At 41.5% G+C, this 23275-nt stretch carries 22 protein-coding genes; 17 read left to right on the top strand and 5 right to left on the bottom strand.

The window, feature by feature from the left end; genetic code table 11:
- Positions 1-12: 12 nt before the first annotated feature.
- From RCG19_RS18450 to RCG19_RS18490, 9 genes are all read left to right on the top strand, one after another.
- Positions 13-1434: an FAD-dependent oxidoreductase gene (locus RCG19_RS18450; RefSeq protein WP_308108289.1), complete on the top strand. Its 1422-nt coding sequence runs from the start codon at positions 13-15 to the stop codon at positions 1432-1434.
- Between the two features lie 36 nt (positions 1435-1470).
- Complete coding sequence (locus tag RCG19_RS18455) at positions 1471-2199, top strand: SDR family NAD(P)-dependent oxidoreductase (RefSeq protein WP_308108290.1); 729 nt, start codon at positions 1471-1473, stop codon at positions 2197-2199.
- A 23-nt stretch (positions 2200-2222) separates the two neighbouring features.
- A complete protein-coding gene (locus RCG19_RS18460; protein ID WP_308108291.1) occupies positions 2223-2660 on the top strand; it encodes a GlcG/HbpS family heme-binding protein in 438 nt (145 codons plus the stop codon).
- 15 nt (positions 2661-2675) lie between these two features.
- A complete protein-coding gene (locus tag RCG19_RS18465; RefSeq protein ID WP_308108293.1) occupies positions 2676-4052 on the top strand; it encodes an FAD-dependent oxidoreductase in 1377 nt (458 codons plus the stop codon).
- 48 nt (positions 4053-4100) lie between these two features.
- Positions 4101-4961 (top strand): aspartate/glutamate racemase family protein, encoded by an 861-nt coding sequence (locus RCG19_RS18470; RefSeq protein ID WP_308108294.1) that lies wholly within the window; start codon positions 4101-4103, stop codon positions 4959-4961.
- A 42-nt stretch (positions 4962-5003) separates the two neighbouring features.
- Complete coding sequence (locus RCG19_RS18475; protein ID WP_308108296.1) at positions 5004-5798, top strand: electron transfer flavoprotein subunit beta/FixA family protein; 795 nt, start codon at positions 5004-5006, stop codon at positions 5796-5798.
- An 11-nt stretch (positions 5799-5809) separates the two neighbouring features.
- Complete coding sequence (locus RCG19_RS18480; protein WP_308108297.1) at positions 5810-6790, top strand: electron transfer flavoprotein subunit alpha/FixB family protein; 981 nt, start codon at positions 5810-5812, stop codon at positions 6788-6790.
- Between the two features lie 720 nt (positions 6791-7510).
- Positions 7511-8947, top strand: coding sequence for a group II intron reverse transcriptase/maturase (gene ltrA / locus RCG19_RS18485; RefSeq protein ID WP_308108194.1), 1437 nt, complete (start codon positions 7511-7513; stop codon positions 8945-8947).
- A gap of 186 nt (positions 8948-9133) precedes the next feature.
- Positions 9134-9925 (top strand): ABC transporter ATP-binding protein, encoded by a 792-nt coding sequence (locus RCG19_RS18490; protein ID WP_308108298.1) that lies wholly within the window; start codon positions 9134-9136, stop codon positions 9923-9925.
- A gap of 103 nt (positions 9926-10028) precedes the next feature.
- Here the strand turns inward: RCG19_RS18490 and RCG19_RS18495 are convergent, their stop codons facing one another.
- Positions 10029-10658: a LysE family translocator gene (locus RCG19_RS18495; protein ID WP_166246064.1), complete on the bottom strand. Its 630-nt coding sequence runs from the start codon at positions 10656-10658 to the stop codon at positions 10029-10031.
- A 282-nt stretch (positions 10659-10940) separates the two neighbouring features.
- Between RCG19_RS18495 and RCG19_RS18500 the strand changes: the two genes are divergently transcribed.
- The gene (locus tag RCG19_RS18500; protein ID WP_308108299.1) at positions 10941-11828 is read left to right on the top strand and encodes a FixH family protein; all 888 of its coding nucleotides are present in this window, start codon (positions 10941-10943) and stop codon (positions 11826-11828) included.
- A gap of 92 nt (positions 11829-11920) precedes the next feature.
- Positions 11921-12169, top strand: a complete 249-nt coding sequence (locus tag RCG19_RS18505) for a hypothetical protein (RefSeq protein ID WP_166246061.1) — start codon at positions 11921-11923, stop codon at positions 12167-12169.
- A gap of 82 nt (positions 12170-12251) precedes the next feature.
- Here RCG19_RS18505 and RCG19_RS18510 read toward each other — a convergent pair whose 3' ends face one another.
- Together RCG19_RS18510 and RCG19_RS18515 are read right to left on the bottom strand one after the other, a co-directional pair.
- Positions 12252-12500 carry a hypothetical protein gene (locus RCG19_RS18510; RefSeq protein ID WP_166246059.1) on the bottom strand — a complete coding sequence of 83 codons (249 nt, stop codon included), beginning with the start codon at positions 12498-12500 and terminating at the stop codon, positions 12252-12254.
- 7 nt (positions 12501-12507) lie between these two features.
- A complete protein-coding gene (locus tag RCG19_RS18515; protein WP_308108300.1) occupies positions 12508-12699 on the bottom strand; it encodes a hypothetical protein in 192 nt (63 codons plus the stop codon).
- Positions 12700-12878: 179 nt separating this feature from the next.
- Between RCG19_RS18515 and RCG19_RS18520 the strand changes: the two genes are divergently transcribed.
- Positions 12879-13394, top strand: coding sequence for a hypothetical protein (locus tag RCG19_RS18520; RefSeq protein ID WP_308108301.1), 516 nt, complete (start codon positions 12879-12881; stop codon positions 13392-13394).
- Here RCG19_RS18520 and RCG19_RS18525 read toward each other — a convergent pair whose 3' ends face one another.
- The gene (locus tag RCG19_RS18525; protein ID WP_308108303.1) at positions 13395-13787 is read right to left on the bottom strand and encodes a hypothetical protein; all 393 of its coding nucleotides are present in this window, start codon (positions 13785-13787) and stop codon (positions 13395-13397) included.
- 201 nt (positions 13788-13988) lie between these two features.
- Between RCG19_RS18525 and RCG19_RS18530 the strand changes: the two genes are divergently transcribed.
- Both RCG19_RS18530 and RCG19_RS18535 read left to right on the top strand, forming a co-directional pair.
- Positions 13989-15098 carry an AI-2E family transporter gene (locus RCG19_RS18530; RefSeq protein ID WP_308108304.1) on the top strand — a complete coding sequence of 370 codons (1110 nt, stop codon included), beginning with the start codon at positions 13989-13991 and terminating at the stop codon, positions 15096-15098.
- A 316-nt stretch (positions 15099-15414) separates the two neighbouring features.
- Complete coding sequence (locus tag RCG19_RS18535) at positions 15415-16374, top strand: aldolase catalytic domain-containing protein (RefSeq protein ID WP_308108305.1); 960 nt, start codon at positions 15415-15417, stop codon at positions 16372-16374.
- Between the two features lie 153 nt (positions 16375-16527).
- Here the strand turns inward: RCG19_RS18535 and RCG19_RS18540 are convergent, their stop codons facing one another.
- Positions 16528-17937, bottom strand: coding sequence for a MocR-like pyridoxine biosynthesis transcription factor PdxR (locus RCG19_RS18540; protein ID WP_308108306.1), 1410 nt, complete (start codon positions 17935-17937; stop codon positions 16528-16530).
- A gap of 147 nt (positions 17938-18084) precedes the next feature.
- On the opposite strand from RCG19_RS18540, the gene RCG19_RS18545 reads away from it, so the two are divergent.
- The 3 genes from RCG19_RS18545 to RCG19_RS18555 all read left to right on the top strand — a co-directional run bounded on the left by RCG19_RS18545 (position 18085) and on the right by RCG19_RS18555 (position 23255).
- Positions 18085-18612 (top strand): ECF transporter S component, encoded by a 528-nt coding sequence (locus tag RCG19_RS18545; protein ID WP_308108308.1) that lies wholly within the window; start codon positions 18085-18087, stop codon positions 18610-18612.
- A gap of 510 nt (positions 18613-19122) precedes the next feature.
- Positions 19123-20646, top strand: a complete 1524-nt coding sequence (locus RCG19_RS18550) for an NADH dehydrogenase subunit 5 (RefSeq protein ID WP_308108309.1) — start codon at positions 19123-19125, stop codon at positions 20644-20646.
- Positions 20643-23255 carry a DUF2309 domain-containing protein gene (locus RCG19_RS18555; protein ID WP_308108310.1) on the top strand — a complete coding sequence of 871 codons (2613 nt, stop codon included), beginning with the start codon at positions 20643-20645 and terminating at the stop codon, positions 23253-23255. Before RCG19_RS18550 ends, RCG19_RS18555 begins: the two co-directional genes overlap by 4 nt.
- The last annotated feature ends 20 nt before the right edge of the window (positions 23256-23275 follow it).

The raw sequence follows: 23275 nt of genomic DNA on the forward strand, positions 1-23275 counted from the left end.
GAGGATACCAATTTGGGTAAAGAAGTAGATTATGACATTGTAGTAATTGGCTGCGGGGTAGCCGGAACCTCTGCTGCATTATCTGCAGCGGAGGCAGCAAAAAAAGCGGATAAAAACTTGAAAATTGCCATCTTAGAACGGGCTGATTATGACCATCGGGGCGGAAATTCAAGGTGGACCGCATCTTATATGCGGATGAAAAATCTCGATGAGGTTGCTGATAATTTTGTTGAAGATATGATGGCATTTTCAGACAACTTTTCGGATCGAGAGTACATAGAAACTCTCGCCAGGGATGCTGGACGCACCTTGAGATGGGTAGAGGAAAAGGGCGTTGAATTTGATTACCTACCGACGATGTTCTTAACAGCCGCAAGGCCGCGGTTATTGCCTGTAGGAGGAGGCCGTGCCATCGTTGACACCTTATCACGCCGGGCCGGTGGACTTGGTGTAGAGATTATTTACGAGGCAACTGCCTGGAAATTACTGGTTGACGATGAAGGGGCTGTGAATGGGCTTAATGTCCGTGTAAAAGGCGGAACGTCACTTCAATTAATGGTAGGCGCTGTTGTGCTGGCAAGCGGGGGCTTCCAAGGAAATCAAGAAATGATGGCACAATATGTTGGCCGGGATGCCCATAAAATTCCGACTGTTGCAGAGGGTGGACTATTTAACAAGGGTGAAGGCATTCGGATGGCAATGGAGATTGGGGCCAAAACGGCAGGACAGTTTGATTCTTTCCATGCCGAACCGGTTGATCCAAGAAGCAAACGTGAAGAAGCAGCCGTTATGACATTCCCTTACTTTATTTTAGTCGATCAAAATGGCAAGCGCTTTGTAGATGAAGGAAAAACCACAATCGACGAGCAATACGAGGAGGTTGCCAGGCAGATCTTCTACGATCTGCCTGGTCACGTGGCCTATATGATCGGTGATCAAAAGATGTATGAGATTCCAAATTATGAACGGGCAGTGGAGACGGATAAACCTGCTATTGTAGCTGAGAGGCTTGAAGAGCTGGCAGAAAAAATTGGGGTGCCTGTTGATCAACTGGCTTCGACAGTTAAGGAGTTTAATGCCGCAGTTCAGCCGGGTGAATTTCACTGGGATAAAAAGGACGGTAAACAAGCTGTTGGTATTATGCCGCCAAAATCAAACTGGGCGATCCCAATTGACAAGGCACCCTATATTGCCTATCCAATTGTCTGCTCTAATGTATTTACAAATGGCGGGTTAGCAACAGATACAAACGGGCGGGTTTTATCAAATGATGATGATGCAATTCCGGGTTTATATGCGGTTGGGGAAACGGCTGGTCTTTATTACGGAAAATATCCTGGAGGAACGTCGGTGCTTAGAGGGCTAGTCTTCGGCCGGCGTGCTGGTGCCCATGCTGTATCATATGTAACGGATTCAGCCAAGCTTGAGGTATAAGCAGTAATTATTGTGTTTAAGGAAGGGGATGTCTTTTTGGAATTAAAAAATAAGGTAGCCTTTGTCACAGGAGGCGGTAGAGGAATCGGCAGGGAGACCTGCATTCTGTTGGCGAAGCAAGGCGCTAAAGTTGCTGTTTTTTCCAATAATCAGTCCGAAGGTGAAGAAACAGCGAGATTTATCATTACCGAACTGGGTGGGGAAGCCGTCTCCGTTGCAGGAGATGTTCGCAATGAAGAAGATGTTACGAGTGCAGTCCAAGGGGCACAAAAATTGGGCTCATCAGTCGATATCTTAATAAACAATGCCGGTGTGATGCTTCTGAAACCATTCCATGAAACAACGGTAGAAGAATGGGATTTTGTTCAAGATGTAAATGTACGAGGCGGATTTTTATGTGCCCGGGCAGTTGTACCGCAAATGAGAGAAAAACAAGATGGAGTAATTATCAATCTTTCATCGATTTGGGGAACAAAGGGCGGCCCGGACAGGAGCGCCTACATTGCCTCAAAATATGCAGTCATTGGTTTTTCAAAAGCATTAGGTGAAGAATTGAAGCCGTACAAGATTAGAGTGAATGCTGTCTGTCCGGGGCCTGTCGATACGAAAATGATGGAGGAGCTTGCACCCGATGTAAATAAAGAAAATTGGCTGCGGCCAATTGATCTTGCAAATGTAATCGTTGATTTATGTCTGCCGAAGAGTAAAGCCGTAACTGCTACAGCCATTGAAGCATTTGGAAATGGCAGGCCAGTAAATCTATAAAAATAGGAAAAGAGGTTATATAAATGGAAAAATTAATTGCAGCAATCGAATCAAAAAATATTAGTCTTGCTTTAGCACAAAAAATGCTAGAAGCAGCTTTAGTAAAGGGGAACGAACTTGGGATGCCATTTAGCATTGCCATTGTGGATAGGGTTGGAAATATTAAAGCATTTGCGGCAATGGATGGGGCACCAGTGTTAAGTTTAGAAATTGCCCAAAATAAAGCATTTTCGGCTGCAACCTATAATCGAGCAACACATGAATGGTATGACAGACTTAAGGATGATCCGCCGTTATTACATGGAATTGTCCATACACCTAGATTAGTCATTTTTGGCGGTGGTTACCCCATTAAAGTGGATAATGAACTAATTGGCGGTGTAGGAGTAAGCGGTGGACACTATACTCATGACATGCAGGTATGTGAGGCGGCATTAGAAGTGTTAAATACAATTGAGTAAGAGGTGTGAATTCCAATGGAAACCTATGATTTAGTCATTTTGGGCGGCGGCTTAGCAGGGATGTGTGCTGCGGTAGAGGCTGGTGAGATGGGGGCACATGTACTCCTACTTGAAAAACAGGATGAACTTGGCGGCAGCACTGTCCTGAGTTCTGGGTATATGGCATTTGCTGGGACGGATATGCAAGATGCAGCAGGCATTAGTGATTCCACTGAATCACTTTTGGCCGACATGATTGAAGTTGGTGGGGGCGTGAATGTTCCCTCGCTGGTCCATACCTACGGCCTCCATCAGCTTGAGACCTATTCATGGCTAGTGGAACATGGGATTGAGTTCCGTGCACTTGAAGCAGTAAGTGGTCATAGTGTTCCACGAGGGCACATTATTGATCCGCACCAAGCCATTCAGTCTCTGTATCGCAAGGTAAAAGACCTTCCAAACGCAACAATTCGTTTTTGTGCCTCGGCAAAACGGTTATTTAAGAATAAGGACGGCAGAATCAATCAAATTGTATATGATTTTGATGGTGTGGAACATATGGTTGTTGCTGTTAAAGGGGTTATTCTCGCTTCCGGTGGTTTTGCGAAAAGTGAGGAGTTATTGCAGCAGTTTGCTCCTCGGCTAAGTGGCGCATTACGGATTGGCGGCGCGGGAAATAAGGGGGACGGTTTACAAATGGCTTGGGAGCACGGTGCATGGGTACAAGACCTGCCATACTTAAATGGAACATATGGTTTCCATCCGTCTGCAACTGGCTCGGTTAAATCCCAGGGACTAGCTTTTTACAAGGGCGGCATAATGGTGAATCAGCTAGGAAAGCGGTTTGTAAACGAATCGATTTCTTATAAGTTATTAGGTAAAGCGGCATTCGAGCAGCCAGACCAAATCAGTTATCAGGTTTGGGATCAAACGGTCATGGATAAAAGTGTGTTTGACGACCCGCTTTATGATTTTGAATTACTTCGACGCCGTCGCCTACTATATGTGGTGGACACATTAGCAGAATTGGCAGAGTGCATCGATGTTCCATTGGAAGTTCTCGAAGATACCATTTCAAGATACAACCAGGGGATTCAAAACGGTGAGGATCCAGACTTCGGACGTAAGACATTAACACATCATTACGGTATGCCGACTCCCATTGAAAATCCTCCATTTTATGCATTTGAATCGACAGTCGCCATGCTGGCAACGTATGCAGGGCTTGCTGTTAATGCTGCGGGGCAGGTCGTCAATCCATATGCGGAGCCAATTCCTGGCTTGTATGCAGCTGGCGAAATTACTGGCGGATTTCATGGCGCCGGTTACATGACGGGTAGTTCACTAGGGAAAGCTGCCGTGTTTGGCCGAGTTGCGGTTCAGGCTGCGTTAGCTGAAGTATCGGTAAAATAGAATGAAACTTTGGTGTAGTTTTCACGTTAAAAAAGGAGGGTTCATGAAATGAAAATTTGGCATCAAAGTCTTACCACGATAGATCTGGTACCGCAATATCGAGATGCAATCATCAATCACGTAAACCGGATTGCCCGTCCGGACGTAGAGGTTGTTTTGCATGGAATGACGGAAGAAACCTATCCTACCCATTATCCGGGAATCTTTATCACCCATGCCTACTTACAAAACTTGCATCGCGAACAGTTTATCCGCGCTGCACTTACGGCTGAAGCGGCAGGCTACGATGCGATGTTCATTGCAACGATTCCAGATGTGGGTCTTTTAGAGGCACGAACATTGGTGGATATCCCTGTGGTAGGGTATGGGCAAGCTTCTTTCCATATAGCCTCCATGCTAGGCGATTGTATCGGTGTCGTTAACTTCCTAGCACCACTCGCAGATGAACTCAGGCAAAACGCCGCCCGCTATGGGCTTGGTGGGAAATTGGGACCGATTGTTCAGACAGAAGTAGGATTTGATGCTGTCCTCGCTGGTTTTAATGATCCAGAACCTGTTATTGCATCATTTATGAAGGCTGCTGAAAAGGCCATCTCTGAAGGTGCTGATGTCATTGTCCCTGGTGAAGGTCCGATGAATGTATTCTTAGCCACTCATGGCATTTCGAGGATTGGAGACGTGCCGATTGTCGATTCGTTTGGAGCGGGAATTAAAGTGTGTGAATCGCTGGCAGATTTGCGGAGAGTGTCCGGGGTATATATGACCAGACGAGGCTATTTCAATGCAAAACCGCCTGCTGATGCAGTTGCAAGATTAAGAGAAATGTATGGGCTGGAGCCAACCCCAAATCCCAAAAATGATCGTGGGCTGTCTTCGAAGGCCGTGGAAAAGTCATTTTCAGATTCCTAATTTTATAGAAAAAGTGTAACTAAAGAAAGAGGTGAACGAGAATTGCATATCGTTGTCTGCCTAAAATATGTCCTCGATCCGGAGATAACACCACGGTATTTTCAAATTAATCCCGAAACCAATCGTCCTGATCATAGCGATTCCGACATGGTGCTAGATTCTTTCGCTGAGAATGCGCTTGAACTCGCCATTCAACTGCGGGATAAAACACCGGGTGCCTCGGTAACAGCTCTTTGTCTTGGGGATGAGGATTCAGAGGAAGTACTCCGTCGGGCCCTTGCTTTTACCGCAAATGCTGCCGTCCGTGTTTGGGAGGAGGACTGGGAAGAGCTTGATGGTCTACCAGTTGGACACATCCTGGCTCAAGCAATCAAGACACTTGGTGGTGCGAAGCTAGTATTGACCGGGTACCAAGCTAGTGATATTGAGGAAGGTCTGGTCGGCCCTGTTATGGCAGAAGAGCTTGGGGTGCCATGTGTAACAAGGGTTTCCGACCTAGAATTGGTTGGGGATCAGATAAAAGCATCAAGTGAGGCTGAGGGAGGGTACACAGTAGTAAGCGTGCCTTCACCTGCGGTCCTTACCATCATAAGTGCAGAGACAAATGTTCCCCGCCTCCCGAAGGTCAAGGATATTAGGCTTGCCAGAAGTAAGAAGATTACACTTTTTGAAAGAGATGATCTCCATTTAGATAGTGAACGGTGTCAACCAGGGGCCAAACTGGTGAAAGCCTATATTTCAAATAGGGAAGTGAACTGCGAAGTATTGCCCGGCAATGATGGTGCTGAACTTGCAGGCGAGTTGGCTGACAGGCTCGTGGCACTGAAGATTTTATAGGAGGTGTCGACATGTCCAATATTCTTGTTTTTACACATCAACAGGGAGAATCCTTGACACCTGGAGGTAGAGAGGCGGTTGTCTTTAGTTCCCGATTAGCAAGTTCCACGGGAGGTGAGGTCCGTGCTGTATTATTAGGCTCCAAGTCTGAACAAAGTGCTAAGGAGGCAATTGCATGCGGGGCGAATATAGCATACACCGTTGATAAACTGTTGCTCGCAGAATACGATGTAGAATTATATGTGAATTGTCTCTGCCATGTGTTCGAACAAACGGATGCCGATACGATGATAGTTTCGTTTGACCGGATGGGGAAGGATCTGGTTGGCAGGCTGGCAGCCCGCCTAAACGCATCTGCTATTACAGAGGTAGTCGATTTCAAAACTGATTGCGAAAAACTAACATGGATTCGCCCTATTTATGGTGATAAAGCGTTTGGTGAATATCAGACAACCCGTTCAAAGGTAGTAGTAGGGCTACGTCAAAAGAGTCAAAATGTGACTAAATTCACTGAGCATCATGGTGGGGAAATCATTCCACTTGAATATGCTGCAACGGAGGAGGAAATGGTGATCAAGCTTGTTGTGAAAATCCAGGCTGCACTTTCAGATGTCCGTCTTGAAGATGCTCGGATTATTGTTTCCGGAGGACGTGGTCTTGGTGGTCCTGAAGGATTTAGCGAACTTCAAACTCTAGCAAGTCTGCTTGGTGGTACTGTTGGGGCATCACGTGCGGCCTGTGACGCGGGATGGGTTCCTGCAAACCTCCAGGTAGGGCAAACTGGGGCCGTTGTCGCACCAGACCTCTATATTGCCGTCGGTATTTCCGGGGCAAGTCAGCATCTGGCGGGCATCACAAATGCAAAGACCGTTGTTGCTATTAATACTGATCCGGAGTCTCCAATTTTTAAACGTGCTAATATCGGGGTAGTTGCTGACTGCAGGACAGTAATACCAGCATTAACGGAAAAACTAAGAAAGGTGCTTCTTTAGGAATGCCATCAAAAGCACTTTATCATAATGACAGGTAAAGAAACCCACATTTTTAAATGGGGTTCTTTATTTGTGCGACAGGCAGTCGTACCTTGTGCAGTAGAACTGCACTGAATGAGTTGTTAAAGGTTGGAGTACGTTATTGCGATAAACACGGCTCCCGAATCCTAGAAGACTCGTTTTCCCGAAGGTGAAAATCCTTCCACTAGAGTGCTGATACAACTAGTGAAGACTAATCTAGGGCATCACCGTGAGGTGATGTCTGAAGGAGATGCGGACAATCGAGAGACCCGCAGTCGGATAAGCAGACCCAAATGCAATAAGTGTGAAGCACGGCGGCAGGGTAAGTTGGCGACTATGCGAATATAATGGGAAGCCCACTATAACATTAGTGGTCTCTATACCAATGAATCAGCCGGATAGAGGCAATTTATCAAGTGATGGTGCTGGGTATGTTTAGAAGGAAGGTGCGATGACCCCGTGAGGTCTCCATTCCAACCCAAAGGGACATCTACCTATAAGGGTAATCCGAAATGCTAGATGTGAATGGAGAAGTCAGACGTTCTCATAGTACGGAAGTAGTGTATGGACTAAACCATGCATGAACGGAAGGGGAACGACCTTGTGGCTCCACATCTGTAAAGATGTGTAATGTTAACAGAAAACGATACCTCGGTATAAACGAACTGAATGTACACAATGAAGGGTGCGGAATATGTAATGAATCATACGTTAAAATTCAAATGGCATAGTATTTATGGACAAATACTTTTCGACAGAAGGCTAAAAGCTGCTTGGGAAAAGGTAGAAGCCAACAACGGGTCAGGTGGTATTGATGGCGAAACAATTGACAGCTATAGATATCACTTAGATGAAAATCTGGACTCGCTTCTACAGAGACTGAGAAATAAAGAGTATAAGCCGTCACCAGTAAGAAGACATTATATTCCTAAGAAAAATGGCAAAAAGCGACCCTTAGGCATTCCGAATATTGAAGATAGAATTGTCCAACAGGCAATAGTAAATGTACTTCAGCCGAAATTCGAAAGGGATATCTTTCACAAATGGTCATGTGGATACAGACCAAATGTTGGTGCAGAACGTGTCCTGCAAATAATCATGGCGAATATCGAACAAGGATATAATTACATCTTCGATGCAGATATTAAAGGCTTTTTCGATAATATCCCACATAAGAAGCTGATGAGAGTATTAAATAAATACATCGCAGATGGTACAGTGTTAGATATGATTTGGTTGTGGCTAAAAGCTGGTTATATGGAAGAAGGTAAATTTCACTCAACAGATACCGGCACTCCGCAAGGAGGGGTTATTTCTCCGTTACTAGCGAACGTATATTTAAATGAACTTGATTGGATCTGGGCTGAAAACAATATTCGTTTTGTAAGATTCGCCGATGACTTTTTGTTATTCGCAAAAACCAAAGAAGACATAAAGAGAGCGGCAGATATTACGAAAAGGAAATTAGCCGAACTTGGGTTGGAACTTGCAACGGAGAAAACAAAATTTGTAAACTTCGATGATGATGACTTTGACTTTATGGGATTCACTTTCGAACACTGGAGAAAACGCAAGAAGGATGGTAAGCCATACTATATAGCTAAACCGAAAGAATCAACTTGGAATGATTTTCGCCAGAAAATCAAAGTCAAGACGAAGAAAACACTCACTCTGAGTAAGGAAAAGTGGATTGAGTATGTTAACCCAGTGATTCGAGGAAAAGTAAACTATTTTCTCAATATTTATAAAGCAATTAAGGCAAATGAAGAACACGGATTTAACAGTTCATGCTTCTTTAAAGCATTTGGGAAAGAACTACTTGCGATAGATGGCTATATTCGACAAAGGTTAAGAGTAGCCATGATTCACAAACACCCTAGCCAAAGAAAAGGTCATGCGATGAAAACAAAATGGAATAATGAGTTCTTTGCTATTATTGGACTTATCCCTTCATACTGGTATTACTACCACAAGATATATGGCTTTTCTCTAGAAAGTTACATTCTTCGAATGAAAGAAAAGCAAAAGAAAGAACAGGAAAGACGAATCCTAAAGGCAAAAGAAAAGGGTCAAGAGTATTATACTCCTGACCGTGTCCGCAAAATGAAATATGCTCAAAGATTGGCAACGTATTGACCATTTGTAACACATTGGTAAGCCGTATGCCTTAATAGGGCACGTACGGTTTGATAAGGGGGAAGCCTCGAAAGAGGTTTCCCTACTTTATTTTTTTTTTGGAGATATTTAACGTTTAATTCTCTGAAAAGTTTGATACTATAAAAATATAAAAAAACTCTTCTGAAGATAGAAAGGAGCCATAAAATGGTTGTGCAGCTTGAAAATGTCTCATTAAAACGTGATGGAAAGTGGATTTTACAGGATATCAATTGGAAAATCCAAAAAGGGGAAAATTGGGCTTTGTTCGGCTTAAATGGCTCTGGAAAGACCGCAATATTAAATTTACTAAATGCCTACAACTTCCCGACTAAAGGGAAAATAGCGATTTTAGGAATGGAATTTGGGAAAACATATCTTGGGGAAAAACTTCGAAAACGGATTGGCTTTGTATCATCCTCGCTGCAAGAGAGGTTTTATCCAGGTGATAACGCATTTGAGGTGGTTTTAAGTGGTGCCTTTGCCTCTATAGGATTGTATGAAAAACCAACAGATCAAATTAGGAGTAAGGCAGTAAGCCTGCTTCAGAACCTTGGATGCATGGAATATGCAAACAGAAATTATGAAACGTTGTCTCAAGGGGAAAAACAACGTGTCTTAATAGCAAGGGCTTTAATGCCGGATCCATCACTGCTAATTCTTGACGAGCCTACAAACGGACTTGATTTTATTGCACGCGAGCGGTTGTTAGAGTCCATTGACAGAATGGCAAAAAGCCCTGGTGCACCCACATTGATTTACGTCACGCACCACGTTGAAGAAATATTACCTGTTTTTAATAAAACATTATTACTGAAAGAGGGACAAGTTTTTTCGAAGGGAAATACAAAGACCATGATAGCAAGCGAACAGTTGAGTTCATACTTTGATCTTCCTGTTCAAGTTTTCTGGGAAAATAATCGGCCAATGCTATCAAAACTTCAAACAATAGAACAATAAAGACAAAAAGGGACTTCCATTGAAGTCCTTTTTACATGGTGCCTGACACCATTTCTACTCCTACCATTGTGCAAATAGTGCTCTTGCTACCCTCTACCCTCTATCAATGTGATTTTTCAAGGGCTAGTTTTAGACCAAAGCCGAGTAGGGCTATCCCGGTTATTCCTTGAACAACTTTTTGAGTGGACGGCTTTTTCATAAATGCGCTGATTTGATTAATTAAATAGATAAATAGAATGAACCAAAAAAGCGTAAGCACTGTATAGGTGATGCCCATAATTAGAAAGGGAAAAAAGGTGTCACTCCCTCTGTCCACAAATTGCGGTAAAAAGGTTAAAAAGAAGATGGCAACCTTTGGATTCAGGAGATTGGTGAGAAACCCTTGACGGAAACATGATTTTTTTCCGTATTTATTTTCCCCATTTGTGTCAACACTCGCCGCCACTTCGCCGCTTCTTAAGGACCACAATGTTTTAAAGCCAATGTACGCTAAATAAATAGCACCGGCATATTTAAAAATAGAAAATAATAATGCTGATTTTACAATAATAGCAGAAAGACCGACAACGGCTGCAAAGGTGTGAATCAATAAAGCGCAACACGTTCCAAAAAGGGTCTTCATGCCGCCAGACCTGCCGACGGTAAGTGTATTTTTAGTAGTCATCGCGGTATCCGGGCCAGGTAAAATGATGAGAAGAATACACATCAGGATAAATAAGTAAAAATGCTGCATAAGCACAACCTCCTTCGGATTATTCTGAAAACTCCGTTTTTATTAATTTAACATATATGGAATCGTTCGTGTAGATAAAGAAGGTTTTTTAACAAATAAAAATAGAAGTACGGATGTGAAAAATAATTAGTATAGTTCGTTAAGAGATTCATGACAAGTTTATGAATCTTTTTATATGGAAAGATAAATCGTGAACAACTTCACAGATAAACCAATGATAGAGGGATATAGTGAAATTAGTTGGAATTAACTATGCGGGATTGTTGAAAGGTTGGTTTTTACATGAAAAAAATATCTATTTTCATCATAAGTCTTCTCCTCGTATTTGTTGCCGCTGGCTGCGGGGCATCAAATAATGTAAACGTAAAGCTCTCAGCACCAAAAACGTTTACTCCCGGAAAACCATATGCCATGCAAATTAAAGTTACAGATAAGGCGGGTAATCCCGTAAAAGGTGCCAAAGTAAGCGCTAATTTAAATATGAAAAATATGGATCATGGAACCATTTCTGTAACCGTAGAAGAGATTGGTGATGGAAAATATATTGGAACGGCAGATTTACCGATGAATGGCGACTGGCTAGCTACTATCCTCGTCGAACATGAGGGTGCTAAAGTTGAGGAAGAAAAACAGTTTTCGGTTGAGATAAAAACGGCAGAAAATGCTCATAAGGTTTCAAAAGATGTCACAATGCCCGATTTTAACTTAATCGATGAAAAGGGGAACAAAGTGTCCAAACAAAATCTCTTGGGAAAAACAGTGGTATTGACCTTTACCTATGTGAACTGCATCGATCCAAATGCTTGCCCAATATTATTGGGCAATTATAGTAACCTGCAGCAGGATCTTAAAGCGAATGGGAGTAAGACAGATAATCTCGTACTCGTTTCTGTGTCGCTTGATCCAGAAAACGATTCACCTGAAGCAATGAAAGAGCATGCACAGAAAATGAATTTTGATATGTCCTATTTAAAATTGCTAACGGGGGACATGAATGATATTCAAAAATTAACTGATGCATTAGAGGTACATTTTGAAAAACATGGAACGGAAGTAATTCATGATAACAAGACATTTATTTTTAATGAAAATGGAAAGCTGACACATGAATTCACTGGCAGTTATATTGACCGCAATGAATTACTGCAAGTTGTAACCGCAAGCAATTAGGAAAAACAGCTCCCGTTTTTCTTGATTCTTTCACCGAAAAAAGCCGAACACATAAAATGGTTATAGCAGGGGAAAGGATAGGGGGAAATAGGGTGCCTTCCGTAATTAATTTAGGTGTATTGAACGTTAATACACCACAGCAAAACTCAGCTGTTACTGTTGGCCAGTCAATTGTTACCGGGATGGATGCCAACCGGAAATACAATTTGGCATTTGGGGGTACATTTGGTCTGTTTAATATAGTCTCAATGAATGTAGGAAATAATATCGACAGTTTAGATGGCATTGATGGAGTAATCTTGGATCAGGATTTCAAGCCAAATTTAGGCGGGAATATCTAAAAGCTTTTTATAGCCATTCAAAGCGAGGAGCTTTCCCTCAGTTTAAATGGCTTTTTCTGTACATAAAGAAAAACCCTTTTACTTAAGGGTTTGGGGAGGTATTGTTGTGGTTCCCTTCCATTTGAGAAGGGTCATGATGTGTTAATGAGGCGGTCGAATGAGAAAAGTTGTTGTTGTCACCGTGAAGATTGCCTAATCCTTGATAATGTTTTTTATTACTCTTAAAGTCCTCAATGAAGTTATTTCCAATACTAAAGCAAGATGCTGCTTCAATGCTTCCGATTTTGATGGTGCCGATATGAAATGTAGGAGAAAGAATTGGGGATGCCACGTATGATTCAACCTCCCTTCACTTTGTTGGTAATCCAAACACTTTGAGTTAACTTATTTTTGCTTCCCGTTAGGCTTCCAACGACCTCATTTACGCATGTTTCATGATGAAATTGTTGAATGGTATTGGTTTTTCCAATAAAAACACCTGAAGATTTCCCGATTTTTGAAATGGAGATATTCTCTAAAGAAAGTTTCATCTACCGATCATCCTTTTTTTGCTAAAAATAAAATAACATCACTGAGGCTGCCGCTTTCTTATTAGCCTATTCAATTTCCTGGGCGGATGATACAAATATTTCTCTGTTATCTGTCGGCATCACAATGCCAGGGCTCCAATCATAAGGTAATGTAAGAAAACGGTAAATGGAGAAATGTGGTGAAGAGAATGATTCAGTCATTTGAATTTAAATTTTCCGGGAATATTAATGTCCAGTCCATGGAGCGGCAATCCGGCATTTTTATAGGTAAACGAAATAATGCTGTTGGCTGGAGTGCTCATGGCAAAGTAAATCAGGTTATTGGAGAAATAGGCGGACAATCTAATCTTCTTTATCAAAACGTATCCATTTTAAATGACCCGGATTATATCGATACCCCGATTGATGATCGTGACATCAATATTTCGTTTGAAGATCCGGGGGCAGACAAGACATCAAACCTTACATTCGATAGTGTAAACGTCAACACAATGCTGCAAAATGCGATGGTATCGATTGGGGAAGGACATATAACCGGGATGGATGCAAACGAGAAGGTGAACCAAGCACAAGGAAGTACGTACGGGAATCAAAATCAATTATTATGTAATGTAAATATAACCAACGATAATGATACGGTGGATGCAATTATTGAGGATGCAGATGTAAAAATCGCCAATGTCAACCAGGAATGATTAAAGTCCGCTATGAAAACGAAAGCCTTTCTCAGTCTGCGTCATTTTTTGCTGTGAGGCCATGTTTTCCTCTGCAGCCTCTTTTTTTGTACTTTCTTTGTCAATTTTCCCGAGAAGTGAAACGGCTAGGTCGTCGGAGCCGGTAATATTTGTCCCAATCAGTAACTTCCCGCTTAACTGATCAATTTCGATATGATCTAAGCGAAAAATAATATTTTCCAAATGTTCAATCTGAACATGTTCAAGATGAATATTCTTTCCATTTCCAGTAGATTCTTGCGGCTGCTGTTCCAAAAGCTCAATCATCCGGTCTAATTTTTCTAAAATCAGAGAGTTTATTTTTTCATCTTTTTCCATTGGTTTCTGCTTTTTTAAAGAAAAAAATTTAAACATAAACTCCCCCCTTTACGAAAATGTAGACTACCCCATTCTTAACTATATGAAGGTAGGGCTGTTCTTATTCGGTAAGCTGAACATAGCAAAAAAGGGGCTGTTATCCGAAGGTAGCGTCCTTTTTACAATGGAAAATATTGTACCTGATACATTGTGTTTGATATACTTTTAACAAATACATAAGAATAAGAGGTAGCTATTTTGCGAAAGTCAAAATTACAATTCTGGCTGATTCAAATCTTACTTTTCTTCACCATCATTTTAGTCTCAACAAAAATTTCATTTTTGTTCGCACCGATTGGCATTTTTTTCTCCACGATATTCTTTCCGATTTTAATTACAGGCTTCCTATTTTTTATGCTGAATCCAATTGTGAATTTCCTGTCACGGCGAAAGATACCAAGGATTGTGGCAATTCTGATTATCTATGTTGTTTTTGCAGGAATCCTAGTTTTAGCCATTAGTAATTTGGTGCCCGCTATTACCAAGCAGATAACAGCCCTTGCTAATGAAATCCCAGGCTATGCGGATAGAACCATGAAGTTTGTTGATAACTTGGCGCATTCTTCTGAGTTTAAACGATTTATGACCCAGCAAAGCGATTTGATTGAATCAATGCAAAAAAGACTAATGCAGTTTGGAAACACACTCCCAAACCGAATTACAGGCGCTATTGGGAATATATTTGGCGTCATTGCTAATATTGCGATTATTTTAGTCACTGTCCCCTTTTTATTATTTTACATGTTTAAGGATGGACACAAGTTCCCTAAAGCGGTAGGGAAATTTATACCGCATGTGTACAGAGAGGAAGGCTTATCTATTTTAAAAGAAACTGGAGAGACGCTTTCGGCCTACATTCAAGGTCAGGTGACAGTAGCTATAGCTGTAGGGACACTTGCGTTCATTGGCTACTTGATCATTGACATGCCCTTTGCGCTCGTTTTGGCTCTAACCGTGGCCTTTACCAACATCATCCCATATGTCGGCCCAATTATTGGCGGCGCACCTGCAGTATTAATCGCACTCTTTGATTCCCCGACAAAGGCCTTGCTGGTTGTGGTGGTAATAGTCATAGCACAACAAATTGAAGGGAATGTTTTATCACCGCTTATTCTTGGCAAAACCCTAGATACGCACCCGGCAACCATTATTATTATTTTGTTAGCAGCTGGAAACCTTGCTGGCGTGCTTGGAATGGTATTAGCCGTCCCAACCTATGCCGTATCAAAAACAATTGTTTTAAATGTGGTGAAATTTTTACGGGCGAGGAAGAGGGCAGCTAATAGTATAGTGGAGGAGAATTGTTAGAATACTTTATAGGAGAAGTTGAGGCAAGGTTTCAAAACCTTGCTTTTTCTCTTATTAGCATTTGAATGATAAATGGAGGACAGATCACATGACAAATTCAAAATATCTACTATTATTTGCGTCGTTCAAGAGGATGGTTCCCAGGTGTAGAATAAGTAAATTGAAGTTGAATCATTTAATTAAACCCAAATATATTAATTTTCAGAATAATAGATTGACACTATGAAATGAAAAATGATATAAACACAATAAGATTTTATTAAATAAAAGCGTTAAAGTTTAAAAAATCAGTAAATGAGGAATAGGGGGTTACATTATGGAACGTAATAGCAAAATTTTAGACTGTACCATTCGTGATGGTGGTTTGGTTAATAATTGGGATTTTAGTGTCGAATTTGTTCAAGACTTATATAATGGTCTGAGTGCTGCAGGTGTTGAATACATGGAGATTGGTTACAAAAATTCTCCTAAGCTCCTTAACGCAACAGAACCTAATCCATGGAGATTTCTTGACGATCACTTCCTAAAAGAAATTATTCCGGAGAAAAAGTTCACGAAGTTGTCTGCTTTAGTAGATATTGGCCGTGTTGATCCAAATGATATTCTGCCCCGTGAGCAAAGTGTCTTAGATATGATTCGTGTAGCATGTTACATACGTGAAGTAGATAAAGGCTTAGAACTTGTGCAAATGTTTCATGATTTAGGGTATGAGACTTCCCTAAACATTATGGCTTTATCAAGTGTCCCTGAAAAGAAACTTATTGAAGCATTTGAATTAGTACGAAATAGTCCTGTAGATGTGGTCTATATCGTGGATTCATTTGGAAGTTTAGATCCAGCAGATATTGAGCATCAAGTGAAAAAGTTTAAAGAAATGATTCCTAATAAACAACTCGGAATACACACTCATAACAACATGCAATTGGCATTCGCCAATACACTATCTGCTATGAAAAACGGAGTAACATTCCTAGATTCTTCTGTTTACGGTATGGGGCGTGCTGCAGGTAACTGTCATACAGAACTTCTCGTTAGCTACATCCAAAAAACAAGGTATGAGCTCAAGCCAGTTCTGGGAATAATTGAAAAGCATATGCTTGAGATGCGTCAAAGGTGGGAATGGGGCTATATCATTCCTTATATGATTTCAGGTGTCCTGAATGAACATCCACGTGTCGCTATGGCATACCGTGATAGCGCCGAGCGTGATCAATTCGTTGATTTTTATGATAAGGTAACATCACCTGAAGTTGCCTTGGCAACAGCGACAAAATAGGAAGATATGTCAAATAGGAGCTACCTTTTTATAAGGTCGCTCCTTTTAATTCATGTTATATAACCTTTACTGAATAGATGGGATCGCCTTGTACCGTTTCGGGCTGGAAATTCAGATTTTCCTTACTAGCAATTAATGGTTCGAGAAATCGTTCTATCCTCTAAATTTTTTTGCAATACCCCAGCATTGCATTAATTGGTGAATGCCTTCCTCAATTTTCCCAATTGGGATGCCGCCAAACCCTAACAGAAATGTTGGATACTTATATTCTACTGGCTTTAACAGGTAATCGGTTACAGGGTAAATGGCGATAGAGCTTTCTGCCGCGATTATTTTTAACTCATGTTCACTTTTTTTTAGTGGGAGGGAAATTAAAATGTGCATCCCGGCATGGTTTCCAGTGATGATGACTTCAGAATAATACGTTTTAAAAAAATGGGTCAGTTTATTAAGTTTTTTGTGATAAATTTTCCGCATACGATTTAAGTGTTTTGAAAAATTGCCGTCTCTCATGAAGCTGGCTACAATATGCTGGTCGAATCTCGGGACAGTAGCTGAATAATAACTGAATGATTCCTTATATTTTTTCAGCAATGTTGTGGGCAAAACAAAATACGCCACTCGCAATGACGGCATTAATGACTTGGTAAAAGTACTCAGATAAATGACCTTATTGTTCTGGTCCATCCCTTGTAATGCGGGAATGGGTTTTCCGGTGTAACGGAATTCACTGTCGTAATCGTCTTCAATAATGTAGCGATTTTCAGCTTTTGCTGCCCAATGCAAAAGCTGTGTTCTTCTTGTTGCGGAAAGGACCGCACCGGTCGGAAATTGGTGGGATGGCGTAATGTAAACCACATTCGCATTTGTTTCTTCAAGTTCATCTACAATCAATCCATCTTCATCAACCGGAATTGGGATTGCTTTATTTTGCAAGTGGATTCTAGGGATTGCCGAATATCCGGGATTCTCGAGTGCGAAGTTTAAATCATTTTCAAGCAGCCTTAAAATCATTGGAAGGAGTTGCTCCGTTCCCGAACCAATCACAATTTGATCCGGCTTACACACAATCCCCCGCGATTGATAAAGGTATTTTGCTATTTCAGTCCGTAACATATATTCACCCTGGGATTCTCCAATCTGTAACAACTCTTTTGATGGATAATCAAATAAATCTTTAGCATATTTCCTCCACTGTGAAAAAGGGAAGGAGTCTGTATCAATTTTTCCGGGGTGAAAGTCAAATTGGATTATTTTTTCATCCGAGTCCTCTACAGGCAACTCTACCCGTTCTGTTTCGATATATGGTAATTCATTAATATCCTCTACAAAAAATCCAATCCGCGGTTTTGACATAATAAAGCCCTCTGCAATCAGTTGGGCATAGGCAACTTCAATGGTTGTTTGGCTGATGTTTAAAAAATCGGCTAATTTTTTTTTGGAGGGTAGTTTCGTACCAACTTCAATTTGTTTGCTCATAATGGCAGTTTTGATACCAACATAAAGCTGTTCATACAAGGGTTTTGTTGTGTCTTTATTCAATTCAAACATAAGCATATCCATTTGGGATTCCTCCTCTCTGACCATGGAGATTATTTAAAAAGTGACACTTTTTATATTGTCAGATTTTATTATACTAGTAATCATTAAAGAAGATAAGATTCATTTTTAAACAAAACACTAGCACTTGAAATGACAAGGGGGATTTACATGTTTACGCAAGAACAAAACAAAACGAGAATCCTGGTTCTCAATGCACTATTTATCACTTTAACATTTCTGGCCACAATGTTTATCAACATCAGGCTGCCGCTGATGGGAAATGGGGGTCTGATCCATTTGGGCAACGTGCCGCTTTTAATTGCCGCGTTTGTTTTTGGCAAAAAAACAGGTGCGATAGCAGGTGCCTTCGGAATGGCTTTGTTTGATATTGTTTCAGGATGGGCATTATGGGCTCCGTTTACGTTTGTTATCGTTGGGGCAATGGGATATGTAGCTGGCCTTATTGCTGAAAAGATACCCGGCAAAAAGGTTTTCGTACATGTACTGGCAGTGGCTGCTGCCCTGATCATAAAAGTTGTCGGCTATTATTTTACAGAAGTTATCCTTTTTGGTAACTGGATCCAGCCGTTCGGCTCCGTCCCAGGTAATATCATGCAGATCGTCATCGCCGCCATCATTGTCGTCCCACTTGCAAATGGGTTTAAGAAAAGGGTTGGGCGTGCGAATTCAATATAGCACTGAAGACCGGCGCTGGCCGGTCTTTTTATGTAAAGGGGATTTCGCATCCGGTGCTAGAAATATCAATCTATCTATATTGATAATTTAAAGGTACCGCGATTATAACCGAATTACTACTTGACAGAATGTTACATTAATAGTAAAATTCATTTCATCAATAATTTGAATAAATCTTTTCTTCAATTAAATAGATTTCTTTAGCATTATGTTAATAACTTTATTGATTCAATGAAAAAGTAAATCTATAACTAAAAGGTAATCGTAAATTTACCTCCTTAGGAATGAATACAAAATTACATATTTAGGTAGACAATTAAAAGGCCTGAATGGCCCGTTAAAAGTAAACCGACGATTTTCAAAGTGTAATGGTTTTGACCATTATGCTTAAAAATTGTCGGTTTTTTTGTTTTTTATAAACAGAAAGGAATGCAGTGTAATGAAGGAAATCAATCAAAGTCATATTTTCATAATGTCGGATGATTCTATTGGCAGAAAGAGGGAAGCAAAATGGTAAATTCCCTGCCAGAAATATTTTTTGTATTGCTTGCGGTTTCTGTACTTAGTGCACTATTCCTATTATACCCAAGGGTTCCACTGTCTTATGTTCGACTTCACGTCGGTTTTACATTGTTGCCGCCACTAGCTGCCCTACTGATTCTTTTTACCACCCAGGAGACCACCATTTATGGCCCCTGGTTGCTTGATTCGTTATCATGGCTGCTGGTATCGTTTGTTCTTACCATCGGTTTTATCGTGCAACGCTATTCTGTTCGTTACTTCCTTGGTGAACGGTCCTATAGAAAATATTTTGCTTTGCTGACTATTACTACTACTGCTGATTCAGTTGTCTGGCTTTGTAATGATCTTCGCCTGTTACTGATTTGCTGGGGGACAACACTCTTTGGGCTGATACTGCTGATAAGATTAAATAAAGATTGGAGTGTTGCTAGAAACGCAGCTAAACAATCAGGACTACTATTTGCAATAAGCTGGCTTATATTGCTGGGAGCTGTCATCTGGATAACCCAATCCACTGGGCATTGGCAGTTGTCGCTTGTCCTCGCAAAAAGAAGTCTTACACAGCTTGGTTTATGGGAAAGGACTTGTATTAGCCTGATGCTAATCTTATCTGTCGTCATTCCGGCAGCACAGTGGCCTTTCCACCGCTGGTTAGTAAATACAGTAGTAGCTCCTACTCCTGTATCCGCGGTAATGCATGCGGGATTAGTGAACGCAGGTGGAATGATCTTGACACGGTTCTCTCCGATTTTTAGCGGAAATATAGCCCAAATTATTTTACTTATATTGTCTAGTGTTTCAGTCATGATAGGTACAGGAATTATGCTGGTCCAGGTAGATTATAAACGGCAGCTGGTAGGGTCTACGATTGCACAGATGGGGTTCATGTTCATCCAATGTGCGTTAGGTGCTTTTTTGGCAGCCATTATCCACGCAGTCTTACATGGTCTATTTAAGTCAACTCTTTTCTTACAGTCTGGTTCCGCGCTTGACCATCACAAGAAGCAAACTCCCGGGGCAAACCAGCCACGGTCATTATTATGGACAATCACAGGAGGGATTTTAGGACTCCTGGCGGCAATTGGTCTTTGGCTATCTTCTTCTGGGGAGAATTATCAATTCATAAGCGCCCTTACCTTAGGGTGGTCAGTTTCATTAGCCTGGACCCAGCTCGTGGCTTTTGGAAATGGACATATCGCGCGAATTGTAGGCTTTTCTTTAGTTGCAGTAGTGGCAATTGTATATCATTTCGTCCATGATGCTTTTTATGGTGTATTACAAAATTCAATCCCAAAGGGAATTCAACCACCGGAACCAGCGGCAATATTACTTTTGATTATTTTATTGGCCGGAAGTGCTGCAGGTGTATGGCTTGCTCGTCATCGTTCATCAGCTGCCTATACTGTTATTTATCTTTGGCTTGTACGATTGGGTGAACCTCAAAATAATTTGATAGAAAGTCATCCTAAGTATTTGACAAAATCATTCTTTAAGGGAGGTCATTTACAATGAATTCAACATCTGCAAGAACCTTACATTGGGAAAGTATCCCTGATAGCCTTGATTTTGATCTTATTGACTTGGTGAACACCGCCAGTAGCGTTATTGTACCGCTCGGGCCTATTAACACATTTGCAGCACGTAGCCCCTGGGTAGGTTTTGAGGGACAAACGTTTGAAAAAACGGCCTATTGGCTCAAAGATACTTGTGATATAGATATCTATCCGAATGACTCTTTACTTCAATCTGCATGGGAACGCGGTGAGATCCATCAAGATTTTTTAAAAAATGGACTTCAACATTGGCTAAACACACAATCTTTGGAGTTGCCGCGTAAGGTCGCAGAGCAGTTCTGCCTAGCTGCGCTCATGCAAAAGCAACTACCTTCCAATACTTTGGATGAATCTGAGTTAAAAAGTCTTGTAAGAGAACTAAGCCGTTTTGCACCCGAAATGGCCGAAAAACATTCGGTTAAAACCTATAGCCAACGCTTGGAACAGCTAGGAAGGGTAAATGCTGCTCACGATCTTAACAGCCACATGATTAAATGGTGTAAATTATTTCTTGATGAGTCCCAAGCAGTTTGGTCGATGCCAAATCGTGAAGAAGGTTTCTATCGTGCATGGCGGAAACTAGTCCAGCATGACCCGGCACTTAGCCGTAATCAGCGTAAACAATTAAGTTATTTGCCGGAAGAAGCTGCTGCGGCATTAAGGGAAGTATTGTCCGCTCTAGAAATTCAATTTTCAGAAATTCAAGCCTATTTTGAAATGCATTTCCTTGCTTTACCGGGCTGGAGTGGCATGATGCTATGGCGTTCGCAGCAATCAGCCGAAGAAAGTTCGCTGCTGCTAGAGTATTTAGCCGTTAGAATATCAATGGAATGGGCATTAGTTAAACCCTTTCTTCCCTTGCCTGAAAAAAGAAAGAATAAAGTACATGTAGAACCATTAATTGCGGCCTGGGCCAAATGGGGTAACCTGCCAATCAATGCTTGGTCTCAGTTATCCTCTACAGAAATAAAGGCATATTTGATCCTTGCCTACCGTTTTGATAAGATTCAACGCAATCGCCTATGGCTTGAAGCATGGGAGAAAACATATGAAGACCAATTAAAGAAAATGCTTATATCCCAACATAAGGAAGAAACGGCGGAAAACATAAGTCAGGCACTAGCCCAGTTTGTATTTTGTATCGATGTTCGTTCAGAGCCTTTTCGCCGCAGCCTTGAAAAAAGAGGAGATTTTCAGACTTTTGGCACAGCAGGATTTTTCGGATTACCAATAGCAACCTGCGAGCTTGGCAGTAACCATGCACATAACTCTTTGCCTGTCATGTTTAAACCGCAACACAAAATAAAAGAGTTTTCACCTGAGTCTGAATCCTATCAACAAAGGCATCATGCAGTCAATTCAATAGGTTATACATTTGCTGCTATGAAGCATAATCTGATTTCCAGTATGGTATTGCCGGAAATTAGTGGTCCTTGGCTCAGCCTGCAAACACTCGCTCGCAGCTTTGTGCCAAGAAGTGCAGGCCAGACATTAAGGAAAATGCACCAAAGCTGGCTCCATAAACCATCCGCAGAACTCTCGCTAAACCATACGCAAATATCTGAAACAGCTTTGCCAACTGGTTTTTCGGTGAAAGAAAAAGTCCACTACGTAAGGCAGGCTCTACTAATGATGGGGCTCACTGATCATTTTGCACCCCTAGTGGTTATTTGCGGACATGGAAGTCACAGCACGAATAATCCATATAGTTCTGCACTCGATTGTGGTGCGTGTGGAGGAGCATCAGGCGCATTCAATGCAAGGGTGCTGGCAGAATTGTGCAATCTTCCAACCGTAAGGATGAGCCTTGAAAATGAGGGAATAATCATTCCGAAAGATACCGTTTTTGCAGCTGCTGAGCATATTACCACACTTGATGAGCTACGCTTTCTTTACCTTCCGGAACTATTAAATGAAGCTAAACAAGCATTTAAGCGTGTCCAAACCGAGTTGCCAAAGGTAAGTGAGGAAGCCAATTTCGAGCGGATTTCACAATTGCCAAATCTCGGTACCCATTTGAAAAATCCGAAGGCTGAGGCCCAGCGGCTTTCAGAAGATTGGAGTGAGGTGCGTCCGGAATGGGGTTTGGCGCGCAATGCTGCGTTTATCATTGGGGAACGGAGGCTCACCCAAGGGTGCAATCTGGAGGGAAGGGTCTTCCTCAATAATTATAACTGGAAGAAGGATAAAAATGGTGGTATTCTCGCAAACATCATATCCGGACCAGCAACGGTAGCTCAATGGATTAACCTGCAATATTATGCGTCTACTGTTGCCCCACATTATTATGGAAGCGGGAATAAAACAACCCAAACCGTCACTGCAGGGCTCGGGGTCATGCAGGGAAACGCCAGTGACTTATTATCGGGACTTCCCTGGCAGTCTGTAATGAAATCAGATGGAGAGGCTTATCATGAACCACTACGTTTGCTGGTGGTCATCCAGGCGCCGAGGGAATATGTAAAACGGATGCTGAACCACGATCATGCCTTTCAGCAAAAAGTGAAAAATGGATGGATTCGGCTATCGTCCATTGACCCGGAAGGACACTGGGAGAGCTGGTCTTAAACTTTGAATAAAGGGAAAGG

It is taken from the genome of Neobacillus sp. OS1-2 (assembly GCF_030915505.1).
In the GTDB taxonomy this organism is placed as follows: Bacteria; Bacillota; Bacilli; order Bacillales; family Cytobacillaceae; genus Neobacillus.